Consider the following 21,767-nt stretch of genomic DNA (forward strand, 5'->3'; position numbering starts at 1 on the left):
TACGTTTGCCAAAATGCGGTTCGGAAGCTATTGGTTCGAAACCGGTACACCCACTTTCTTGGTCGAACTGCTGAAGCACAGTCGTTACGACCTGCACCGTCTGACCGAAGAAATGGCTTCTGCCGACTCGTTGGGAGGCATTGATACAATGCACACCAATCCGGTGCCCATTCTGTATCAAAGCGGTTACCTGACTATTAAGGGTTACGACCGTGAGTTCCAAGTTTACTATTTAGGATTCCCCAATAAAGAGGTAGAAGAAGGCTTTACCAAATTCCTGCTCCCTCGTTACGCCTACTTGGAGACGGGCAACCCGTCGTTCGAAATTATGAGTTTCGTCAAGGACGTGCGTCAGGGCGATGCAGATGCTTTCCTCCGACGGCTTCAGAGTTTCTTTGCCGACAGCCCTTACGAACTGGCACGCGACCTGGAGCTGCACTACCAGAATGTGCTTTTCATCGTCTTCAAGCTGCTGGGCTTCTATACGCAAGCCGAATATCACACTGCCAGCGGACGCATCGACATGGTGGTATAAGTACATTTATATCATGGAGTTCAAGCTGGACGGCACCGCCGAAGAAGCGCTACAGCAGATTAACGACAAGCAGTATGCCCTGCCCTTTGCCTCCGACTCACGGAAACTGTTTAAGATAGGCGTGAACTTCAGCAAAGAGAAACGGGGCATAGAGGGTTGGATTGTAGAAGATTAAGAGAGAATATAGAAACCGACTACTGTTCATCGAACTGATCCAACAGTTCCTTGCACCTTTTCACGTGCTTTCTATATTGCAACAAAGTAATCACAATGGCAACAAGGATGGAAACAATGCCCGACACGGTGATAAGCTGCACAGCGGCAGCGTTGTCCGCCCGGTCATACAGCCGCATGAATATATAGGTGAGCATGGCGGTCAGGGGAACTATGCTGGCCACGAGCGACCCCGTATAGAATTTGCGATAACCGGTAATCTTTTCTGTAACCGTCCGCACATCGTCGTCCAGCAGATGGTTCATGCCCAGCTTGCGGCTGACCCACAGGCTGACACCCAAGTCGGCCAACGCCCACAACGACACCAATATGCCAAACAGAATGGGCCAGTCAATGCTGATGCAACATACGATAATCATAGGCACCGTCACGACATCACCCAGCATCCGGTCTCTGATTTCCCTGCTGACGGCCATCGCGGGCCGTTTCCTCAGGGATTTGAAGAACTTTTCGTTCAGCGTCTCCTGCTTTTCCAGCCCTTCCTTAAACATGTTATACTGCGATTTCAGTGTCTGAAGTTCTTTTTCGATATTGATTTCCATACGATTCGTTTGTTAAATGTGAGACATTTTTTTGAGTTGTTCCTTGATGCGGACCAGCTTGAACGAGACATTCTTGACAGAAATACCCAGGATAGCGCCGATTTCATCGTAGCTCAGGCCTTCGAGCCACAACAGAACGACGCTTCTGTCCACCAGTCCCAACGCGTTGATCCGCTTATAAAGCTGCTTTATCTGCAAATTCTTTTCAAGGCTGTTTCCATCCATATGGAAACTTTTGCCGAGGTTCAGCCGTTCGCGCTGCCTTTTCTGCCGGTTGCTGAAGTTGATGCAATAGTTCAGGCTGACGCGATAAATCCATGTCCTGATGTCGCTTTTCCCCTCGAAACTGTCAAAGCCTTGCCACAACCGGACGAGGATGTCCTGATACAGGTCGTTCACCTCGTCCGCATTGTCCGAAAACATATAGCAGACGGTATAGATGGTCCGCTCATGTTCCTTAATGATATTTGTGAATTGTTGTTCTTTCGTATTCATTTCACTTTCTGCTTTTACCTGTTAGACCACTGACAACTCCAAAAACTATAGGCCGGCAACAACTTTTTTTCCGACTTTCTTCCTGCTGTTCACCACGCCCCCGTCTTCGGTCAGGAAAACACAACCTGTGTATTTCCACCCTCAGTGAATGGGGAGTGAAACTTCACGTTTCACCGTATCTCACTGTATACCAGGCAGAAATATCACAATTGAAAGCGTGAAACCAAAAGCGGGAAGAATGATTTCAAACAGCAGACTATCACGCCGCCCACCGTGGTTTCACCGTCTGTAAAGTACCACTTTACGTCCGCCAAGTAGCACTTTACGCACGCCAACATTTACTTTAGCCTACGTGAAGACAATGAACAACCCCACGGGTTATTGCAAGCAATCACTCTGCTTCTCACAAGCATTGCTGTCGGACGGTGCTTGCACGGCTCGCGAGCCGTGCAAGCATGGCTGAAAGGCAATATCGGCATATACGAAACTTGCTGGTGTCATAATATAGTCAGAAGAAGGCACCGCCCGTCTTTGGCAAAATGAAGATTGAAAAACAGGAACCACCACCACCGGCATTACTTCTTGCCCGCCAGATAGACCCCCAGCAAGACACACGTGGCACCCATCAGGGCAAAAGGAGTGAGAGGTTCGTCCAAAAAGAACAGAGCGCCCATAGAGGTGAAGATGGGATTGAGGTAAATGTAGTTGGAGGCAAGTACCGTGCCCAAACGTTTCAGGATAATATTCCACACCACAAAGCAGACCAGGGAAGCCAGCACACTGAGAAACAGCAGATTCATCCAGACAGCAGGCTGGGCAAACGAGGACAGCGGAAACTGCCAAGGCCGCAGAAGAAACGCAGGAAGTATGGTGAGCAGGCCGTAGAAGAAAACCTTGCGGGTAATGAAGACCGAAGAATAGCGGTCGGCAACCTGTTTCATAATCAAGCTATAAAATGCCCAACACAACGCGGCCGAAAGCGAAAGCAGGTCGCCCAATGGAGAGAGCTTCAGCACAAAATTGCCGTTGAAGATGACCAGTCCTACCCCCAGCAGAGCCAGCAACGAGCCGGCTGTCAGCTTCCAAGTGGCCTTTTCGCTGCGGAAGAACAGCCTGTAGAGCAGCAGCGTGAGCAACGGCGTGCTGCACACGATGAAGGCCACGTTGGTGGTGAGCGTCACCTCGAGCGCCGTATTTTCGGTGAGGAAATAGAGCGAGCCGCCCGTCACACCCGCCAGCAGCATCCAACCTTCGTCGCGCCACGTATTGCAGAGCAGTTTGCGGGGCGATATGAACCAAATGCCAATGTAGGCAATGAGGAAACGGAGCAGAAAAATCTCCTGCGGAGTCAGTCCGCTCTCTATCAGCACACGGGTGGAGATGAACGTCAGCCCCCAGATGCCCACCACCACAACGGCTGTCAGATGCCAGATATAGTTATTCTTAGTTTCCATAATCCACCGGTTTCTCCCCTACACAGCCCCGACTTTCATTTGCGTTGCTTTTCGGCCTCGTAGGCCTCCATTTCGGCACGGCTACGGCTCGATGTCACCAGCCAGACACCGCCGAATATCATCAGCACCGAAAGCACTTTGGTCAGGTTGAAACTGTCCATACCCCAGCAGATGGCCACAATGGTAGCCACCAGCGGCTGAATGTAGTTATACATGCCGGCCACGGTGGGACGCAGGTTCTTCTGGCCGACAATAATCAGGATGTAACTGAGGAACGTGGCTCCTACCACTACAAAAAGGATGGAAGCAATACGGGCTCCGTCCAACGCCAGCCAGTCGGTGGCCAGCAGACTGCTGTACGAGAAAGGCAACAGGCAGATGAAAGCGTAGGTAAACATCCACTTCATCACCGTGACGGCCGAGTATTTGGCTACGAAATTCTTGAACAATACAAAGTAGAAAGCATAGCTGCACTGAGCCAAAAGCACAAACACATCGCCCAAAATGGGATTATCGCCCTTTACCGCCGTACCCGAAGTCTGCGAACTGCCCAAAATGAGCAGCAACGCACCCGAAGCCCCCACGGCGATACCCAGTATCTTCTTGCCCGTAATGGGCTCTTTCAGGAAAATGGCGGCCAGAATCATGGCTATCAGCGGCATGCTGGTCGTAATGATGGACGCGTCTACGGGTGAAGTCAGCCCCACGCCGAAAATGTAGCTTCCCTGATTGAACACAATGGCCAGCAGCGAAGCCGCGAAAAGCTTCATCAGGTCCTTGTGACCTACGTGTTCGGGTTTCTGGAAAAACGAAAAAATCCAAAACAGAATCATTGCGCCGAATACGCGCAAATCTGTCATCACCAGGGAGCTTACCGCCCCTCCTATCATCACAAACTTGGCCAGCGGAGCCATCAGTCCCCACATGCTGTTGGCGGCCAGCATCGCCACGTGACCTTTCACTTTAGCTGCATCCATAAAAATTCTTCCTTTATCGGCCGCAAAATTACAAGAAAAAGTAAGTAAGGTATTCTCCGAATCCAATGTTTTTATGTCTTTTGATAACCGAATCTGAAAATAAACCTGTAAATTTGCAACGGTTTATTAACATACATATAAACCGAAACAAGCAGTTAAGAAACAGATATAAACAACGTTTTCAACAAATTATTAATAACTATCAGTATGGAATACAATTTCAGGGAGATTGAAAAGAAATGGCAGAAACGATGGGTGGACAACAAAACCTATCAAGTAACGGAAGACGATACGAAACAGAAATTCTATGTACTGAACATGTTCCCCTACCCCAGCGGTGCCGGTCTGCACGTGGGTCATCCATTGGGCTACATCGCTTCGGACATCTACGCCCGCTACAAACGCCTGCAAGGTTTCAACGTACTGAATCCCATGGGATATGATGCCTACGGACTCCCTGCCGAACAGTATGCCATACAGACCGGACAACACCCGGCCATCACTACCGAAGCCAACATCAACCGCTATCGCGAACAGCTGGACAAGATAGGCTTCTCGTTCGACTGGAGCCGCGAGATACGCACCTGTGCCCCCGAATACTACCACTGGACACAATGGGCCTTCCAACAGATGTTCCAGAGCTACTACGACAATGCACTGCAAAAAGCGCAACCCATCAGTGCTTTGATAAAGTCTTTCGAGACAAAAGGCACCGAAGGACTGGACGTGGCCTGCAGCGAAGAACTGAACTTCACCGCCGACGAATGGAAGGCCATGAGCGAAAAGCAACAGCAGGAAACGCTGATGAACTACCGCATCGCCTACCTGGGCGAAACGATGGTGAACTGGTGTCCGCAACTGGGCACCGTGCTGGCCAATGACGAAGTGGTGGACGGCGTATCGGAGCGCGGCGGCTATCCCGTGGTGCAGAAGAAGATGCGCCAGTGGTGCCTGCGCGTGTCGGCCTACGCACAGCGTCTGCTCGACGGACTGGAAACCATCGACTGGACCGACTCATTGAAAGAGACCCAACGCAACTGGATAGGACGCTCAGAAGGCGCCGAAGTGCAGTTCAAGGTGAAGGACAGCGACATGGAGTTCACCATCTTCACCACCCGTGCCGACACAATGTTCGGCGTCACCTTCATGGTGCTGGCTCCCGAAAGCGAACTGGTTCCCCAACTGACCACCGAAGCCCAGAAGGCCGAAGTGGAAGCCTATCTGGACCGCACCAAGAAGCGTACCGAACGCGAACGCATCAGCGACCGCAGCGTGAGCGGTGTCTTCTCGGGTTCGTATGCCATCAACCCCTTCACGGGCGAGGCAGTGCCCATCTGGATCAGCGACTACGTGCTGGCCGGATACGGTACGGGCGCCATCATGGCCGTACCTGCACACGACTCGCGCGACTACGCCTTTGCCAAGCACTTCGGTCTGGAAATCCGTCCGCTGGTTGAAGGTTGCGACGTAAGCGAAGAGAGCTTCGATGCCAAAGAAGGCATTGTCTGCAACTCTCCGAGAATAGTTGACAAGGCAACAAGTGAACAAGGCAACGAGGCTGGTCAACCTGTCAACTCGTCAACTTGTCAACTGAACCTGAACGGACTCACCATCAAGGAAGCCATCGCCGCCACCAAGAAATACGTCAAGGAACACCACCTGGGCCGCGTCAAGGTGAACTACCGCCTGCGCGACGCCATCTTCAGCCGCCAGCGCTACTGGGGCGAGCCGTTCCCCGTTTACTACAAGGACAACATGCCCTACATGATTCCCGAAAGCTGCCTGCCGCTGGAATTGCCCGAAGTGGCCAAGTTCCTGCCCACCGAGACGGGCGAGCCGCCGTTGGGCCACGCTACAAAGTGGGCTTGGGACACGGTGAACAACTGCGTAGTTGAAAACAGCAAGATTGACAACCAGACCGTCTTCCCCCTCGAACTGAACACCATGCCGGGCTTTGCAGGCTCCAGCGCCTACTACCTGCGCTACATGGATCCGCGCAACCACACGGCACTGGTAGACAAGAAAGTTGATGAATACTGGCGCAATGTAGACCTTTACGTAGGCGGTACGGAACACGCCACCGGCCACCTTATCTACTCACGCTTCTGGAACAAGTTCCTGCACGACCTGGGCATCTCTGTTGTCGAAGAACCCTTCCAGAAACTGGTGAACCAGGGTATGATTCAAGGACGGAGCAACTTCGTATATCGCATCAAGGATACCAATACCTTTGTATCGCTGGGCCTGAAAGACCAGTACGACACTACCCCACTCCACGTGGACGTAAACATCGTGTCGAACGACGTGCTCGATGTAGAAGCCTTCAAGGCATGGCGTCCGGAATACAACACTGCCGAATTCATTCTGGAAGACGGCAAATACATCTGCGGCTGGGCGGTGGAAAAGATGTCGAAGTCGATGTTCAACGTCGTAAATCCCGACATGATTGTCGAGAAATACGGAGCCGACACCCTGCGCATGTACGAAATGTTCCTCGGCCCGGTAGAGCAGTCCAAACCGTGGGATACAAACGGTATAGACGGCGTTCACCGCTTCCTCAAGAAGTTCTGGGCACTGTTCTACGACCGTGCAGGCAACTATCAGGTAACGGACGAACCGGCCACCAAAGACGAACTGAAGTCCCTGCACAAGCTCATCAAGAAAGTGACGGGCGACATCGAGACTTTCTCTTACAACACCAGCATCAGCGCCTTCATGATTTGTGTCAACGAACTGGCTTCGCTGAAATGCAACAAGAAGGAAATCCTGAACCAGCTGATTATCGTACTTGCACCTTTCGCTCCCCACGTGTGCGCAGAACTGTGGGAAACACTGGGCAACGAAGGTTCGGTTTGCGACGCCCACTGGCCTGCCTACAACGAAGAGTATCTGGTGGAAAACACCGTGAACTATACCATCTCCTTCAACGGCAAAGCCCGCTTCAACATGGAGTTCCCCGCCGATGCCACTTCGGAAGCCATCCAGGCCGAAGTACTGGCCGATGAACGTTCGGCCAAGTGGATGGAAGGCAAGTCCGTAGTGAAAGTCATTGTGGTGCCGAAGAAGATTGTGAACGTTGTAGTGAAATAATTCTGTCAGCTATGCATATCAGTAAACCAGACAAACCTACATTGATGAGGGAACTGAAAGACTATGTCATGATTACTCTCGGACTCATCAGTTATTCTCTGGCATGGGCGGCCTTCCTGCTGCCCTACCAGATTACAACCGGAGGAACAACAGGTATCGGAGCCATCATTTATTATGCAACGGGGTTTCCCATCCAATACTCCTACTTCCTCATCAATGCCGTACTGATGACCTTTGCCATCAAAATATTAGGCCCCAAGTTCAGCATCAAGACCACATACGCCATCGTTATGCTGACTATACTCCTGGAATTCTTCCAATGGCTGGTCAAGAACCCTGACGGCACTTTCCCGCAGATACTTGGACCGGGACAGGATTTCATGGCTTGCCTCATCGGCGCCTCCATGTGCGGCATCGGTTTGGGAGTGGTGTTCAACTGCAACGGAAGCACGGGAGGTACGGACATCATTGCCGCCATCATCAACAAGTATCACGACATCACGCTGGGCCGCATGATTATGGCTTGCGACGTGGTCATCATCAGTTCCTGCTACTTTATCTTCCACGACTGGCGCCGCGTGATATTCGGCTTTGTGACCCTGTTCATCATCGGGCTTGTGCTGGACTACATCGTCAACAGTGCCCGACAGTCGGTCCAGTTCCTTATCTTTTCCAAGGAGTATGAGAAGATTGCCGACCGCATCACCAAAGAGACCCACCGCGGCGTGACCGTGCTGGACGGCACAGGCTGGTACAGCAAAGGAGAAGTGAAAGTGCTGGTCGTGCTGGCCTACAAGCGGCAGTCTGTCGAAATCTTCCGTCTGGTGAAAGATACCGACCCCAACGCCTTCATCTCCCAAAGTTCGGTCATCGGCGTCTATGGCGAAGGATTTGACAAGTTGAAAGGAAAGTAATTCCGAATAGAAAAGTTGACATTATTGAATGATTAAGTTATGAGAAAGAAGTTTGTTTTTGCTACCAACAATGCCCACAAGCTGGAAGAGGTCTCCGCCATTCTGGGAGATAAGATAGAGCTTCTCAGCATGAAGGACATTGGATGCCAGGCAGACATTCCCGAAACGGCCGACACACTGGAAGGAAACGCCCTGCTGAAGGCACGATATATCTATGAACATTACCACACCGACTGCTTTGCCGACGATACCGGCCTGGAAGTGGAAGCTCTGAACGGAGCGCCGGGCGTCTATTCGGCCCGCTACGCAGGCGACGCCCACAACTCCGAAGCCAACATGCGAAAGCTGCTTCAGGAACTGGAAGGCGTGGAAAACCGCAAAGCCCGTTTCCGCACCGTGTTCGCCCTCATCGCAGACGGCAAGGAACACTTGTTTGAAGGCATCGTGAAAGGGGAAATCGTAAAAGTCAGAAAAGGAACTTCAGGCTTCGGCTACGACCCCATCTTTGTGCCCGAAGGCTATACACAGACGTTTGCCGAAATGGGAAACGAACTGAAAAACAAAATCAGCCACCGTGCAGTGGCTACCCAAAAACTCTGCAAATTCTTAAAATAGTTACGAGCTACAAGCTACGAGCTACAAGAAAAGCTACGAGCTACAAGCTACGAGTGACAGGAGCCTTACTGACAGGCTGCCATCCTCGTAACTTGTAGCTCGTTAACTTATACACAAACCCGTAGCTCTCTCGTAGCTCGTAGCTCGTCACTCGTAGCTAATTACAGTCCCAGCCTGGCCGAAATCTCCAGCATGCGCTGGATGGGTTTAACGGCCTTCTTGGCAATCTCCGCATCCACCACAATCTCGGGCGATTCGTTCTTCAGACACTCATAGAGCTTCTCCAGCGTATTGAGGCGCATGAAGTTGCACTCGTTGCAGGCACAGGTGCTGTCGGCCGGCGGAGCGGGAATGAAGGTGGTCTGCGGACACTTCTTGCGCATTTCGTGCAGGATGCCCGACTCGGTGGCCACGATATACTCCTTTTCGGGATGGGCCACGGCATACTTCAGCAGCGCGGCCGTGGAGCCTACCACGTCGGCCAGCTTCAGCACCGTATTCTTGCACTCGGGATGGGCCAGCACCACCGCTCCGGGATGGGCCTTCTTCAGTTCCACAATCTTTTCCACCGAGAACTGCTCGTGTACGTGGCAGGCACCGTCCCACAACAACATGTTGCGGCCTGTGACGGAGTTGATGTAGTTGCCCAGGTTGCGGTCGGGGCCGAAGATAATTTTCTCTTCCTTGGGAAAGCTCTCCACAATCTGCCGCGCGTTGGTCGAGGTCACCACCACGTCGGTCACCGCCTTCACGGCAGCCGTGGTGTTCACGTAAGAAATCACCGTATGGCCGGGATGTTCGGCCACGAACCTGCTGAACGCATCGGCCGGACAGCTGTCTGCCAGCGAGCAGCCGGCGGCCATGTCGGGCACCAGCACCTTCTTGTCGGGGCAGAGCACTTTGGCCGTTTCGCCCATGAAGTGTACACCGCACATCACGATGATGTCCGCCTGCGTCTTGGCCGCCCATTGTGCCAGCGCCAGGCTGTCGCCCACGTAGTCGGCAATGTCCTGTATCTCCCCCTCCTGGTAGTAGTGGGCCAGGATGACGGCGTTCTTTTCTTTCTTGAGTTGCTCGATGGCTGTTATCAGATGATTCATAACTATAATTTTTAATTTCTCTTCTTTCTTAAAAAATCCCTTGATGCTGATGATTGGCTGTTAATAGTGTGGACAAATAAACGGCCTTTTTCTTGCACAAGAAGTTATGAGTGCAAAGGCTGTCTTTATGCTACCGGTTATCAACTTCCGCCTATGGAGGCTAATCTTTGAAAATAAGCATTGTGTCCGCCAGCTGCCAGCTTTCTTCAACATTCTGTTGATAATCTGCAAAGTTAATAACTTTAGAACGATAAACAGGCGTATCGGTGCTGAAAAATGTGTTTAAACACGCTTTGAAAATATCTCTTAACTTTTTTGCAATGTTCGTGTTCCTTTTCCCTAATCATTGCATTGAATCCTGCAAGTCTGTTTCTTGAAAATCTTTCAGGGGGGTATTGACAGGTTTTCCACGCTTATTAACCGTGTTGTGAACGGAAAGAAGTATCTTTGCCGGACCAATGACGGATAAATTAGAAAAGAAGGAATATGGAACATCGCAAGCTGAAGATAACCGAGTTGAACCGCATCAGTGCGGAGGAGTTTAAGGAAGCCGAAAAGCTGCCTCTGGCGGTGGTTTTGGACAATGTGCGCAGCCTGCACAACATTGGTTCCGTGTTCCGTACGTCGGACGCCTTCCGTGTGGAGTGCATCTACCTGTGCGGCATTACCGCTACCCCGCCCCACCCCGAAATGCACAAGACGGCTTTGGGAGCCGAATTCACCGTAGACTGGAAGTATGTTGATAACGCTGTTGAAGCGGTTGATAACCTCAGGCGCGAGGGATATACGGTCTACTCCGTGGAGCAGGCCGAAGGGAGCACCATGCTGGAGGAGCTGGTGCTGGAGCAGGGAAAGAAATATGCCGTGGTGCTGGGCAACGAGGTGAAGGGCGTGCAGCAGGAGGTGATAGACCACTCGGACGGCTGCATCGAAATTCCCCAATACGGCACCAAACACTCGCTCAACGTGTCGGTGACGGCGGGCATCGTCATTTGGGACCTGTTCAAGAAACTTCGTTTCTGATTATAAACCATTGTTTTAACAAGCGCGGAGCCATGTTTTGAAACGTCGGAAACATGGATTTCCGGACAGTAATGAACAGGGCATGGTTAATTGTTCCGGATGCCTTGTTCAAAGAGGATGTTCATATCCTGTTTGGACAATGCCTGCATGGTCCGCGCACGATGCTTGCATGGTCCGCGCACGATGCTTGCACGGTCCGCGCACGATGCTTGCATGGTCTGCGCACTGATTTTCAAGGGTCAACGACGGACGGGCAGCATGGTCCGGAAACTTTGTGAAGAGGCATTCCGGCAGATGTATGCAGGCGGGCGTCTGTTTGAATAAACAGTCTGTTCATATCGTTATGAACAATGCCATTCCGCTGGAACACAATGTCCTATTCGTTTCTTTTCATCGCTGTTCACACAGCTTTCAACGTGTTATCAACGGTTTTTCAATGTCTTTTGCAGACTCAGGATGCCTTTTTGAGAACAGATGGATAATATTCTTTGTTATACTGTCTGTGTGTATTTATCTTTTTCGTATATTTGTTGCATATATATAGTGCTTGAGTTTTGTTGCCTTCGCAACTGGCAGAGGCTGAAGTAAATAACCGGGAGGTGTGCACTCCGTCATAAAATGAGTTATAGAATTTAAAATAGAACGGCAAATATGAGAAAGACAATCTGTGGTTGGTTCAATATCTTTTTGGGCTGCACCATTATGGCAGCGGGTTTTGTGTATTTCATCAATCCCTATAACCTGGTTCCCGGCGGGGTATATGGGGCAAGCATCGTGCTTCACAACCTGTTTCCTTTTATCCAGGTAGGTACATTCGGTTATATGTTTGACATCCCCCTGCTCATTCTTTCCGTCTTCCTGCTGGGCGCCAAGCTGGGTGCCCGCACCATTGTGGCGGCTCTGTTCACTCCGCTGGCCATGAACGGCCTTTCCCTCATTTCCTATCCCTCGAAGGAGGCGCTCCATGCGCTCGACCCCGCACAGCTCTTGGGCGGTTGCATGAACATGACGGACCATCTGATGCTGACTTCGGTCATCGGTGCGGCCATTATCGGCATCGGGTGCGGCATTGTGGTGCGCAACCAGGCCACTACGGGCGGCACGGACATTGTGGGCATGATTTTGCAGAAGTATTGCAACCTGCGTTTCTCCAGGGCCATTCTGCTGGTGGACGGCATTGTAGTGCTGTTCGGATTGCTGGTGATTGGTTTCGGCATCGGCAACCCTGACGACGGCACCCAGCCTTCGTGGCATCTGTCCCTCTATTCGCTCATTGCCATCTTCGTCTCGTCGCGGGTGGTGGCCTACGTCATCAACGGCGAAAAGAACGACAAGCTTCTGTTCGTTATCAGTGACAACAACATGACCGACTTGCACAATTACATTCTCAAAGATTTGGACCGTACGGCCACCCGCATCAAGAGCAGCGGTCTGTACACGGGTACCGACAAGGAAATGCTTTTCCTGGTGGTCAGCTACAAGGAAGTGGCGGGCATCAAGCACAAGATAAAGGAAGTGGATCCGCGTGCCTTTGTGGTTGTGACCGATGCTTACGACACGTTTGGCGAAGGGTGGAAACAATTGCCGTCGGCAGGTGAGCTGCATCCGGAGTGAGAGAGCTACGAGTGACGAGCTACAAGCTACAAGCTACGAGTGACAGGCGCCTTACTGACAGGCTGCCATCCTCGTAACTTGTAGCTCGTAACTTTTATACTAACTCGTAGCTCGTAACTTGTAGCTTGTAGCTCATAGCTTGTAACTCTCTCACAATTGTCCGCTTTCTACCATCAGTATCACCCTTTCTGTCAGTGCGTCGTCGCCCGTAGGGTCGTATTCCTTTTTCAAACTGGCGCCGAACAGCGAGGCGAAAGCCTGGTAGAAGCCCGCACGGAAGGAGCCGAGAAAGGCTTTTACGAGTTCGTAGCCCGTGGAGTGTGTCTGTCGGTCTACCAGTTTTATCAATAGTTTTCCTTGTGCAAAGGTTAGTTTCTTCATGCGCGGCGTGTACTGCTCTTTCAGGCTTTTCTCCACGGCTTTCATGTGTTTCTGCCTCTCCTTTTCGGTGGGCAGGGTCATCATGTACTCGTAGGTCTCGATGATGGCACGGTTCACCTCGTTGGCTATGGGCAGCACCTTCTTCACGTCGCGTATCAGTTTGTAGTATTTGGTCATCTCGCGCTTGTTCTTGAACTTCAGCGGCTTGAAGATGTAGACGGTGGGCAGTTTCACGTAGGGGATGGTGTCTCCCTCGTAAACGGTCATAGGAGTCAGATACACCTTTCCTGGCTGACTGGTTCGCTGTTGGGCATAGCTGGCGGAGATGCCGGTTATCAACAGGAAGAGGGTTAATATGACGAGTTTTCTGTTCACATTGCAAAAGTACATCATTCTTGGAAATCTTATTTTAATACTTTTCTTTTTCCTTGCATTGTTAACTTATTTAAGGTAACTTCGGCGGATTGTAAACAAAAATAAATAGATGGCTGCATTTCCAAGACACATGAGGATAGTAAGTTGTCTGTTTGTCTGTCTGTTTGCTGCCGTCGTACAGGCTCAGACGCCCGACCTGATGCTTTGGGAGGAAAACCTGGAGCAACTGGCCGTTGAGGCAGGGAGTACCGACTGGGAAGACGAGCTGGAGGAACTTTCGCACAGGCTGACCGAGAAGCTGAACCTGAATACGGCCACCAGAGAACAGCTGGAGCAGTTTCCGTTCCTCACTGACATTCAGGTGGAGAATATCCTGGCCTATGTCTACATCCACGGGCAGATGCAGAGCGTCTACGAGTTGCAGCTGGTGGAAGAGATGGACAGGCGCACGCAGGAGTTGCTGTTGCCTTTTGTCTGTGTGCAGGCGGTGGAGGAGAGTAGGGGGTATCCTTCCCTGAAGACCCTGCTGAAGCGCGGCAAGCACGAGGTGACAACCCGCCTGGACGTGCCTTTCTATACCCGCAAGGGCTATGAGAAGAACTATCTCGGGCCGCCGTTCTACCATTCGCTGCGCTACGGCTTCCGCTACGGCGACTACCTTCAGGCAGGCATTACGGGCGAGAAGGATGCGGGCGAACCCTTCTTTGCCCTGCACGACCGCTGGGGATACGACCATTACTCCATCTATCTGCTGATGAAGAACTGGGGGCGGTTGCAGACTTTGGCCGTGGGCAACTACAAGGCCAGTTTCGGGCAGGGGCTGGTGCTGGGCAACGGTTTCGGTCTGGGAAAGACTTTCTCCTTGTCCACTTCGGAGTATCGTGCGGAAGGGTTCCGCAAGCACAGTTCGTCCGATGAGTACAACTATTTCAGCGGAGTGGGGGCTACCGTCCGTCTGTCCGCCCGCTGGCTGGCTTCGGCCTTCTATTCGCATCGCCGCCTGGACGGCGTGGTGAAGGAGGGCGAAATCACTTCCATCGACAAGGCAGGCCTGCACCGCACGGAGAACGAGGCGGCCAAGATAGGCGCCTTTGCGATGCAGGTGGCCGGTGGGAATGTCGCTTACGAAGGCAGTCATTGGAAGGTGGGCGCAACGGGAGTCTATTATTTCTTTGACCGCCCGTACGAACCCGCTTTGCGTGAATATGCCCGCTACAACCTGCGCGGCAACCGTTTCTACAACGTCGGCATCGACTACAAATACCGTCGGGGACGGTTCTCGTGGACGGGCGAGGCGGCCAAGGGCAAGCGGGGATATGCTTTCCTCAACCAGTGGAAGTATCAGTTCGGCAGTGACTACAGGCTGATGTTGCTGCACCGTTACTATTCGCACGATTACTGGGCTTTCTTTGCCCATTCCTTCGGCGAGAGCAGCACTCCGCAAAACGAAAACGGCTGGTACCTGGCGGCCGAAGCGGCTCCGATAGCCCGCTGGCGTTTCTTCGCGTCGGCAGATTTGTTCTCCTTTCCCTGGTGGAAGTACCGCATCAGCAAGCCCTCTCAGGGAGTGGACGTCATGTTTCAGAGTACTTACACGCCATCCCGTCGCTGCTCCATGTATCTGAACTACCGCTACAAGCGGAAAGAGCGCGACGTGACCGGCACGGGCGGCGAAGTGACCCTTCCTGTCTACCACCACAAGTTGCGCTACCGTTTTTCTTATGCTCCCGCTCCTTTCACGCTCCGCACTACGGTAGACTACAATCATTTCCGCCAGCAGGATGGGGGAGGCTATCGGTTTGAGCGGCGGCAAGGCTGGCTCTTTACGCAGATGTGCTCCTACGCCTCTGCTGCCTTTCCGCTTTCGGTTTCGTTGCAGGGCAGCTATTTCCATACCGACGACTACGACTCGCGCGTCTATGCCTACGAGAAAGGCTTGCTCTATACCTTTTACACGCCTTCATTCTATGGCCGCGGCTTCCGTTTCTCGGCCCACGTGCGCTATGACTTCCGCAACTGGCTGATGCTGATAGCCAAGTTCGGGCAGACTGTCTACCAGGACAGGGACGAGATAGGTTCGGGCAACGACCTGATAAGCGGAAACAGGAAAGCCGACCTGCAGTTGCAGCTCCGCCTGAAATTCTGATGCGGTTTCCTTTTCAGCGGAAATCGGTCACATAAGCGACGAAACTTGCTCAACTGTGATAAAAAGGTTATATTTGTATGCCTTTATGCCAATAGGCTCAAATATCATTAAAATAAAGATAGCGATGACAGTCATTTATCCTTCTCCCATTTTCGGTCCTGTACATTCCCGCCGTTTGGGAGTATCTTTGGGAATCAATCTCATGCCGGCCGACGGCAAGTTGTGTACGTTCGACTGCATCTATTGCGAATGCGGATTTAATGCGGACTTTCGTCCCAAACTTCCCCGTCCCACTCGCGAGGAAGTGCGCCAGGCACTCGAAGCCCGCTTGCAGGACATGCAGGCCAACGGTCCTGCCCCCGATGTGCTCACCTTTGCCGGCAACGGCGAACCGACGGCCCATCCGCACTTTCCCGAAATCATAGACGATACGCTGGCTCTGCGCGACCGCTATTTTCCCACGGCCAAAGTCAGCGTGCTGAGCAACTCCACCTTCATCCACAAGCCGGCCGTCTTCGATGCGTTGAACCGCATAGACAACAACATCCTGAAGCTGGACACGGTGGACGAGGACTATATCCGTGAACTTGACCGACCCACAGGCAAGTATTCCGTTGCCGCCATCATCGAGGGCATGAAAGCCTTCAAAGGCCGTTGCATCATCCAGACCATGTTCCTCAAAGGCGGCTACAAGGGCAAAGACATGGACAACACTTCGGACAAGTACGTCCTTCCCTGGCTGGAGAAAGTGAAAGAAATAGCTCCCCGCCAAGTGATGATTTACACCATCGACCGCGAACCCCCCGACCACGACCTGACCAAAGCCACGCACGAGGAACTGGACCGCATAGCTGCATTGGTGAAAGATGCGGGGATTGAGGTGAGTGTGTCGTATTGAATGAATCCTAAAATCCACAAACTATATAATTTGTGGATTTTAGGTATAAAGAGGAATACAAATTACTTGATAAATGAAGTAAGCAGGCCGTTTTCAAAGAATAAGTAAGTATAGGCGTCGTACATCCATTCCTCTTTTCCGTCGGACTTCTGTACTGATGCAGGTTTGCCCATAGAAAGCAGACATTCGGCTGCAGTCATTCCTTTAACTACTTCCTTATTCTTGATTTCCGTCCAATGGGTAACAACAGGAGGATTAGTGGAAGCTATATATTCCAGCATTTGTTTTGAATATGTTTCGTACAATGCGGCAAATTCATTCAAGTTTTCCTTATGCTTCTCTTTCTTTTCCGGTTGAAGCTTCTCGAACGGTAACCGACGAACCAGTTTAATTGGTGCAACCTGTGTTTCACAGCTTATATCGGAAGCCAGAATGGTAATGATATTATCTGCCACTTTAACAGAGAACAAACTGTTGTAACAAGAACCGGAAGATTCGCCTTTTTGCATCAATTCTATAGTGAACTGCTGTTTATCATAATCCACTTCGAAAGCCATTTTTTCCTTTTCTTCTTCCTCCAAGCCCTCAAATTCACGGTTCTCAATAACCCATAGCAAAGCGTTCAGGAAAATTCCTTCGGAAGTTGACGGTTGCTCCAGTGTATAGAACTTGGATATCACAACTTTATCTTTTACTACCGTATAAGGAGAAGGTACGTTCTGTGAACTTGCAAACGGACCATGTCCCAATAAAATACTAAAAAACAGCAATAATTTTATTTGCTTCCAATTCATCTGTCAATCATTTTATCAATTGATTTTACGATAAGATTCTTTGGTATAATATTCGTATACGTCTCCGTCTTCAGTATATTTTTCATATTCTTCATAAGCGAAGTGGGAATCTGTCAATTCCACAATAGTTACTGCATATTCTTCATCACCGAAATACAGCCGTAACTTGTTGCCCGAATACTGCCATGTTCCCTCATCATCCATCTGCCAAGAACTTCCAGAATTATAATAAGTAGAGAAAGAACCGTCTGCATTAAATGTCAGGCGATAATCGTCATCATCATCTTCATGTTCTTCTATGATTTCTCCATTTAACTTTACCCAATCCTGATAAGCATAAACTTCCCAAGTACCTATTAAATCGGCAGAACTTCCTACCTCGTCATCATCAGAACAACCACAAAAGCAGAATATAGCTATAATCAGACATCCGCATGTCCACAACCAATTATTTCTTTTCATATATTTTTGTTTAAATAAAGCATTAAAAATACCGTAAGTAGAATAAAAATCACTACTTACGGTATTTATATTATAGAAAAAATTAGAATGCGTAACCCAAAGAGATCATCCAGTTATTTTCCTTGCCGCCATCAAATTGATCAATAAGGCCTTTCTGATAAGTAATATTAAAGTTCAGGCTTTGATACCATACGCCTACGCCAAACTGTATACCAGCACCCAAACGGTCATAATCAAGGTCACCGAGACTTATACTTTCTTCTTCACCTTCATAACTTTCCTTGTAGTTACCAAAAACATCATAGTTGATAAAGCCACCAATACGGCCATCTACAGCAATGTCATCAGTGATATTATACTTATAGCCAAAATTCAAGGGTATTTCCAGTTTGTTAGCATTCAATGACATTTCATAACCTTCTTCGCTATATTTGTAGCCCTTTGTAGCTAATTGAAGTCCCATACCCCAGAATACACCGCTACCACCGATGGGACGGTCAAAAGCAAGACCTACTACATAACCGGTTTTGTTACCTATTTCATCCCAACCGTCACCGCTTACTCCGGCAATATCCAAACCGGCTTTTACATACCATAAAGTTTTAGCTTTTTCTTTTTTGTAAGTTGAGCTGGTTACCAACTGTGCGCTCATTGTGGAACAAACCATTGCTACTGCCACAAATAATAAAAACTTTTTCATCGCTAATAAAATTAAATGGTTAATATTCAATACTCTGATTGTTTATAAATTGACTGATAAAAATACGTATCCGATTATTTCTCGGTATCTGAATTTTTAGCTTTGTTATCACCCAAAGATTGGAAAGGATTTACGAAACGAATCTTGGTGCCGTAAACATCTTGAATCCACTTGTAGTCTTCTTCTTTCGTTGCAACTTTCCAATTCTGATACTTGGCCGGAAAACCAATTACCGTAATTTCAATTCCTTTCTTAACGGTGCGGATATCGAAAGTAGGAGCTACTATTACGTCTGCGTCACATTTTTGTGCGGTAAGATAGAGGGCATTAATTTTCAGATTATCTATGTCTTGAACTGTCATTTTCGTAATGTCTACATCAGGGAAGGGCCATACTGCTTTCTGTCTCTCGTTAGTAGTTACTTGAAGGTCAACAACCAACGGACGGACAAATACTTGCTGTTGCGGTTCAATCAAGCGGCTTTGCGACTGGCGATATTCTACCTTTTGAGCTTTAGCTCCTTGCGGCATGGCCAACAGAATCAGGCCAAACAACGCTGCAAAACAGAAATAATTCTTCATAGGATTATAAGAAAATTGTCCGTAGTCCCCCAAACGGATTTTAACATAGGAAGAGACGTGGGAACTGTTTTAATCTCATACTTTTACAAGAAATATGTCGCATATCCTTGTGGTAATAATAGCGGACAAATAGTGTTCTATTCAAAGATTATTTTATCATTGCATAGCAGACAATTCTATTTATAAAAAAAGGTTGTCTATCATACTTTGTACTCACTTAAAAAGGATGAAAAATCCGTAATTTTCCATGTAAAAATACTACAATTAAAAAACGCTCTTCATATACCAAAAGCCTATTTCTCCTTGCTAATAAGGCAATAAGCAAAGGAATAAAGACCTTGCAAAGATAGAGCAATTTCCCAAAAATTTGCAATTCAAAACTCTTTTTTTTCATTTCTGAGGATTGTCCATATTGTATGAAAAATCTGTATTTTGAACTATATATTCAAAATGATATACTATTCGGATATATATTGAACTAAATGGAAAATTTGTTTCCAAGAAATTTTGTAATATCATTCTCATTGCAGGAATATTTTTCCTTTTCCTTCATCTCATTTGCTTTGCTTTCCTATGACATTGCCGTTTAAATCTTAAGTTTCATTTTATATGATATATCGGACATAAGCGAATTGATGAAACAGGAATCACTCTTTATGTAAATTTCCTATATTGGATAGCATTGGTTTAACTTTTTATCTGGTAAAGGCAAGCAATAGATTTTTCCAATTCCTTAAGCATCTGCAAGTTTTGTTGGTTTTGAGGCCGAGGGAATTTGCTTTGGTGTGAAGCTGTCAGGATATGTTTTTATTCGTAAATGCAGTCGGCAACCCATAGGAAGGATGCCGACTGTGTTTCTTTATTGTCATTATATGACTTTTGGAACAATCTTGGCCTTTTTTAGGTAACCTTTTCTGCCGGGGCTTTTGCGATATTTGCAATCAAAAACAAAAGTCAGAAAAAGTATGATGAAGCAGGAAAGCCAGAACCGACAGCCAAAACGCATGAATCCCTACGTGGGGCTTTTGACAGGTATATTGATTATACTCTTTCTTAACGGACTGATAGTGCCTACGTTTACGGGCAGACAAATCAGACAGGCAGATTACGGTACCTTTATAGCCAAAGTGGACAGCGGGTTGGTGAAGGAGGTGGTCATCAAGAGCGGGCAGATTTATTTTACCGCTCAAGAGGATGGCGCCACCTTTACCTATCAGACAGGTGCCACCAACGACCCGCAACTGGTGGACAGGCTGCTCAACGCGCAAAGTCCTAACCAGGATGGTAAGATAACTTTCAGCCAGGTAGTCCCGCAGGAAAATTCTCCGTTGCTCAACTTCATACTTTTGTGGGTGTTGCCCGGCCTTATCTTCTATCTCATCTGGCGGCAGACCAGCAAGGCCATTCAGTCGCGTATGGGTGGGGGAGGAAACTTCATGTCGTTTGGCAAGAGCGGTGCCAAGATTTATGCCGACTCTGACGTGAAGACCACTTTTGCCGACGTAGCCGGACAGGACGAGGCGAAGGAGACGCTGACCGAGATTGTGGACTTTCTGCACAATCCTAAAAAGTACACCGGCATCGGTGCTTCTCTGCCGAAAGGCGCTCTGCTGGTTGGCCCTCCGGGCACGGGCAAAACGCTGATAGCGCGTGCCGTGGCAGGCGAGGCCAAGGTGCCGTTCTTCGCCATTTCGGGTTCGGAGTTCGTACAGATGTTTGTCGGTATGGGCGCCGCCAAGGTGCGCGACCTCTTCCGTCAGGCCAACGAAAAGGCGCCCTGTATCATCTTTATCGACGAGATAGACGCCATTGGCAAGCGGCGCGATACAGGCTTGGGCGGCAACGACGAGCGCGAACAGACCCTTAACCAGTTGCTCACCGAAATGGACGGCTTCGACGGCCGCAAGGGAGTCGTCATATTGGCGGCTACAAACCGTCCCGAAAGCCTGGACAAAGCTCTGCTTCGTCCAGGCCGTTTCGACCGCCGCATCCAGATGGAACTGCCCGACCTGGAAGGGCGGAAAGCCATTCTGGCCGTGCATCTGAAGAAGGTGAAATGCGAAAAGATAGATATGGACGTGGTGGCCCGGGCCACAGCGGGGTCTTCGGGCGCCGAACTGGCCAACATTGTCAACGAGGCTGCCTTGCGTGCCGTGCGCATGGGGCGCGGCAAGGTGACTACCGCCGACCTGGAGGAAAGCGTGGAGACGGTGATTGCAGGAGCGCAGAAGAAGGGCAAAGTCATTTCGGCCGGCGAGAAGAAAATCGTTTCCTATCACGAGATAGGTCATGCCCTGGTGGCCGCTCTGCAAAGTCATTCGGCTCCTGTACACAAGATTACCATCGTGCCGCGCACGTCGGGTGCGCTGGGCTACACCATGCAGGTGGACAAGGGCGAGCAGGTGCTGATGAGCCGCGAAGACCTCTTCAACCGCATTGCCACCCTGACCGGCGGACGGGCTGCCGAAGAAGTGGTGCTGGGCAGTGTCAGCACGGGCGCTTCGAACGACATCGAGCAGGCCACCCGCCTGGCACGGGCCATGGTGACCCGCTACGGCATGAGCGACAAATACGACATGATGGGGCTGGAGACGGTGAACAACGCCTATCTGGGCGGCGACACTTCGCTGACCTGCTCGTCGGAAACGGCGGCAGACATCGACCGCGAGGTGCTGAAGATGATTACCGACGCCCATCAGAAAGCCCGCAAGCTCATTTCCGACAACCTGGACATCATGCACGAAGCTGCCGCCTACCTGCTGGACAAGGAAACCATTACGGGCGATGAATTCATGGCCATTGTACGCAAGCATCAACAGTAATCAAAAAAAATATCG

18 protein-coding genes and 1 pseudogene are annotated in these 21,767 nt (G+C 49.9%); 9 read left to right on the forward strand and 10 right to left on the reverse strand.

The features are described 5' to 3' along the window. Nucleotides 1-710, forward strand: a pseudogene (locus tag Q1Y74_RS04185) (PD-(D/E)XK nuclease domain-containing protein); the annotation flags it as partial. Nucleotides 711-729: 19 nt separating this feature from the next. On the opposite strand, the gene Q1Y74_RS04190 reads toward Q1Y74_RS04185, so the two are convergent. From Q1Y74_RS04190 to Q1Y74_RS04205, 4 genes are all read right to left on the reverse strand, one after another. Beyond that, nucleotides 730-1,311 carry a hypothetical protein gene (locus Q1Y74_RS04190; protein WP_300812485.1) on the reverse strand — a complete coding sequence of 194 codons (582 nt, stop codon included), beginning with the start codon at nucleotides 1,309-1,311 and terminating at the stop codon, nucleotides 730-732. A gap of 12 nt (nucleotides 1,312-1,323) precedes the next feature. Beyond that, nucleotides 1,324-1,806 (reverse strand): sigma-70 family RNA polymerase sigma factor, encoded by a 483-nt coding sequence (locus Q1Y74_RS04195; protein WP_300812486.1) that lies wholly within the window; start codon nucleotides 1,804-1,806, stop codon nucleotides 1,324-1,326. A 575-nt stretch (nucleotides 1,807-2,381) separates the two neighbouring features. Then, a complete protein-coding gene (locus tag Q1Y74_RS04200; RefSeq protein ID WP_300812487.1) occupies nucleotides 2,382-3,260 on the reverse strand; it encodes a DMT family transporter in 879 nt (292 codons plus the stop codon). 35 nt (nucleotides 3,261-3,295) lie between these two features. Next, the gene (locus Q1Y74_RS04205; RefSeq protein ID WP_300812488.1) at nucleotides 3,296-4,237 is read right to left on the reverse strand and encodes a DMT family transporter; all 942 of its coding nucleotides are present in this window, start codon (nucleotides 4,235-4,237) and stop codon (nucleotides 3,296-3,298) included. A 207-nt stretch (nucleotides 4,238-4,444) separates the two neighbouring features. Here Q1Y74_RS04205 and leuS point away from each other — a divergent pair, with 207 nt between their 5' ends. From leuS to Q1Y74_RS04220, 3 genes are read left to right on the forward strand one after another with little or no spacing between them, the layout of a single operon-like run. Continuing rightward, nucleotides 4,445-7,327, forward strand: a complete 2,883-nt coding sequence (leuS, locus tag Q1Y74_RS04210) for a leucine--tRNA ligase (RefSeq protein ID WP_300812489.1) — start codon at nucleotides 4,445-4,447, stop codon at nucleotides 7,325-7,327. 11 nt (nucleotides 7,328-7,338) lie between these two features. Further along, nucleotides 7,339-8,241, forward strand: a complete 903-nt coding sequence (locus tag Q1Y74_RS04215; RefSeq protein WP_300812490.1) for a YitT family protein — start codon at nucleotides 7,339-7,341, stop codon at nucleotides 8,239-8,241. Nucleotides 8,242-8,280: 39 nt separating this feature from the next. Further along, on the forward strand, nucleotides 8,281-8,856 hold the full coding sequence (locus tag Q1Y74_RS04220; protein WP_300812491.1) for a non-canonical purine NTP diphosphatase: 576 nt from the start codon (nucleotides 8,281-8,283) through the stop codon (nucleotides 8,854-8,856). A 161-nt stretch (nucleotides 8,857-9,017) separates the two neighbouring features. On the opposite strand, the gene nadA is transcribed toward Q1Y74_RS04220, so the two are convergent. Then, nucleotides 9,018-9,956 carry a quinolinate synthase NadA gene (gene nadA, locus Q1Y74_RS04225; RefSeq protein ID WP_300812492.1) on the reverse strand — a complete coding sequence of 313 codons (939 nt, stop codon included), beginning with the start codon at nucleotides 9,954-9,956 and terminating at the stop codon, nucleotides 9,018-9,020. 486 nt (nucleotides 9,957-10,442) lie between these two features. On the opposite strand from nadA, the gene Q1Y74_RS04230 reads away from it, so the two are divergent. Both Q1Y74_RS04230 and Q1Y74_RS04235 read left to right on the forward strand, forming a co-directional pair. Beyond that, on the forward strand, nucleotides 10,443-10,979 hold the full coding sequence (locus Q1Y74_RS04230; protein WP_300812493.1) for an RNA methyltransferase: 537 nt from the start codon (nucleotides 10,443-10,445) through the stop codon (nucleotides 10,977-10,979). A 651-nt stretch (nucleotides 10,980-11,630) separates the two neighbouring features. Next, a complete protein-coding gene (locus Q1Y74_RS04235; RefSeq protein WP_300812494.1) occupies nucleotides 11,631-12,593 on the forward strand; it encodes a YitT family protein in 963 nt (320 codons plus the stop codon). Between the two features lie 150 nt (nucleotides 12,594-12,743). On the opposite strand, the gene Q1Y74_RS04240 is transcribed toward Q1Y74_RS04235, so the two are convergent. Then, nucleotides 12,744-13,367 (reverse strand): DUF4294 domain-containing protein, encoded by a 624-nt coding sequence (locus Q1Y74_RS04240; RefSeq protein ID WP_300812495.1) that lies wholly within the window; start codon nucleotides 13,365-13,367, stop codon nucleotides 12,744-12,746. A 112-nt stretch (nucleotides 13,368-13,479) separates the two neighbouring features. On the opposite strand from Q1Y74_RS04240, the gene Q1Y74_RS04245 reads away from it, so the two are divergent. Then, entirely contained in the window at nucleotides 13,480-15,495 is a 2,016-nt protein-coding gene (locus Q1Y74_RS04245; RefSeq protein ID WP_300812496.1) for a helix-hairpin-helix domain-containing protein, read from the forward strand. A 124-nt stretch (nucleotides 15,496-15,619) separates the two neighbouring features. Continuing rightward, nucleotides 15,620-16,393 carry a radical SAM protein gene (locus Q1Y74_RS04250; protein WP_300812497.1) on the forward strand — a complete coding sequence of 258 codons (774 nt, stop codon included), beginning with the start codon at nucleotides 15,620-15,622 and terminating at the stop codon, nucleotides 16,391-16,393. A gap of 62 nt (nucleotides 16,394-16,455) precedes the next feature. Here Q1Y74_RS04250 and Q1Y74_RS04255 read toward each other — a convergent pair whose 3' ends face one another. The 4 genes from Q1Y74_RS04255 to Q1Y74_RS04270 form a co-directional block, all read right to left on the reverse strand. After that, nucleotides 16,456-17,187 (reverse strand): hypothetical protein, encoded by a 732-nt coding sequence (locus Q1Y74_RS04255; protein ID WP_300812498.1) that lies wholly within the window; start codon nucleotides 17,185-17,187, stop codon nucleotides 16,456-16,458. 15 nt (nucleotides 17,188-17,202) lie between these two features. Beyond that, complete coding sequence (locus Q1Y74_RS04260; protein WP_300812499.1) at nucleotides 17,203-17,649, reverse strand: lipocalin family protein; 447 nt, start codon at nucleotides 17,647-17,649, stop codon at nucleotides 17,203-17,205. A gap of 82 nt (nucleotides 17,650-17,731) precedes the next feature. After that, nucleotides 17,732-18,349, reverse strand: a complete 618-nt coding sequence (locus Q1Y74_RS04265) for a porin family protein (RefSeq protein WP_300812500.1) — start codon at nucleotides 18,347-18,349, stop codon at nucleotides 17,732-17,734. A gap of 74 nt (nucleotides 18,350-18,423) precedes the next feature. Then, a complete protein-coding gene (locus Q1Y74_RS04270) occupies nucleotides 18,424-18,930 on the reverse strand; it encodes a hypothetical protein (protein ID WP_300812501.1) in 507 nt (168 codons plus the stop codon). A 968-nt stretch (nucleotides 18,931-19,898) separates the two neighbouring features. Between Q1Y74_RS04270 and ftsH the strand changes: the two genes are divergently transcribed. Next, entirely contained in the window at nucleotides 19,899-21,752 is a 1,854-nt protein-coding gene (gene ftsH / locus Q1Y74_RS04275; RefSeq protein WP_366914077.1) for an ATP-dependent zinc metalloprotease FtsH, read from the forward strand. Nucleotides 21,753-21,767: the final 15 nt, after the last annotated feature.

Source organism: uncultured Bacteroides sp., from assembly GCF_949298305.1.
In the GTDB taxonomy this organism is placed as follows: Bacteria; Bacteroidota; Bacteroidia; order Bacteroidales; family Bacteroidaceae; genus Bacteroides.

What these genes read in the sequence shown, in the direction of transcription:
- Q1Y74_RS04190 (WP_300812485.1), bottom strand. Translation starts at nt 1,311, where the DNA reads ATGGAAATCAATATCGAAAAAGAACTTCAGACACTGAAATCGCAGTAT.
- Q1Y74_RS04265 (WP_300812500.1), bottom strand. Translation starts at nt 18,349, where the DNA reads ATGAAAAAGTTTTTATTATTTGTGGCAGTAGCAATGGTTTGTTCCACA.
- ftsH (WP_366914077.1), top strand. Translation starts at nt 19,899, where the DNA reads ATGAAGCAGGAAAGCCAGAACCGACAGCCAAAACGCATGAATCCCTAC.
- Q1Y74_RS04235 (WP_300812494.1), top strand. Translation starts at nt 11,631, where the DNA reads ATGAGAAAGACAATCTGTGGTTGGTTCAATATCTTTTTGGGCTGCACC.
- Q1Y74_RS04240 (WP_300812495.1), bottom strand. Translation starts at nt 13,367, where the DNA reads ATGATGTACTTTTGCAATGTGAACAGAAAACTCGTCATATTAACCCTC.
- Q1Y74_RS04245 (WP_300812496.1), top strand. Translation starts at nt 13,480, where the DNA reads ATGAGGATAGTAAGTTGTCTGTTTGTCTGTCTGTTTGCTGCCGTCGTA.
- Q1Y74_RS04260 (WP_300812499.1), bottom strand. Translation starts at nt 17,649, where the DNA reads ATGAAAAGAAATAATTGGTTGTGGACATGCGGATGTCTGATTATAGCT.
- Q1Y74_RS04255 (WP_300812498.1), bottom strand. Translation starts at nt 17,187, where the DNA reads ATGAATTGGAAGCAAATAAAATTATTGCTGTTTTTTAGTATTTTATTG.
- Q1Y74_RS04195 (WP_300812486.1), bottom strand. Translation starts at nt 1,806, where the DNA reads ATGAATACGAAAGAACAACAATTCACAAATATCATTAAGGAACATGAG.
- Q1Y74_RS04250 (WP_300812497.1), top strand. Translation starts at nt 15,620, where the DNA reads ATGACAGTCATTTATCCTTCTCCCATTTTCGGTCCTGTACATTCCCGC.
- leuS (WP_300812489.1), top strand. Translation starts at nt 4,445, where the DNA reads ATGGAATACAATTTCAGGGAGATTGAAAAGAAATGGCAGAAACGATGG.
- Q1Y74_RS04220 (WP_300812491.1), top strand. Translation starts at nt 8,281, where the DNA reads ATGAGAAAGAAGTTTGTTTTTGCTACCAACAATGCCCACAAGCTGGAA.
- Q1Y74_RS04230 (WP_300812493.1), top strand. Translation starts at nt 10,443, where the DNA reads ATGGAACATCGCAAGCTGAAGATAACCGAGTTGAACCGCATCAGTGCG.
- Q1Y74_RS04205 (WP_300812488.1), bottom strand. Translation starts at nt 4,237, where the DNA reads ATGGATGCAGCTAAAGTGAAAGGTCACGTGGCGATGCTGGCCGCCAAC.
- Q1Y74_RS04270 (WP_300812501.1), bottom strand. Translation starts at nt 18,930, where the DNA reads ATGAAGAATTATTTCTGTTTTGCAGCGTTGTTTGGCCTGATTCTGTTG.
- Q1Y74_RS04200 (WP_300812487.1), bottom strand. Translation starts at nt 3,260, where the DNA reads ATGGAAACTAAGAATAACTATATCTGGCATCTGACAGCCGTTGTGGTG.
- nadA (WP_300812492.1), bottom strand. Translation starts at nt 9,956, where the DNA reads ATGAATCATCTGATAACAGCCATCGAGCAACTCAAGAAAGAAAAGAAC.
- Q1Y74_RS04215 (WP_300812490.1), top strand. Translation starts at nt 7,339, where the DNA reads ATGCATATCAGTAAACCAGACAAACCTACATTGATGAGGGAACTGAAA.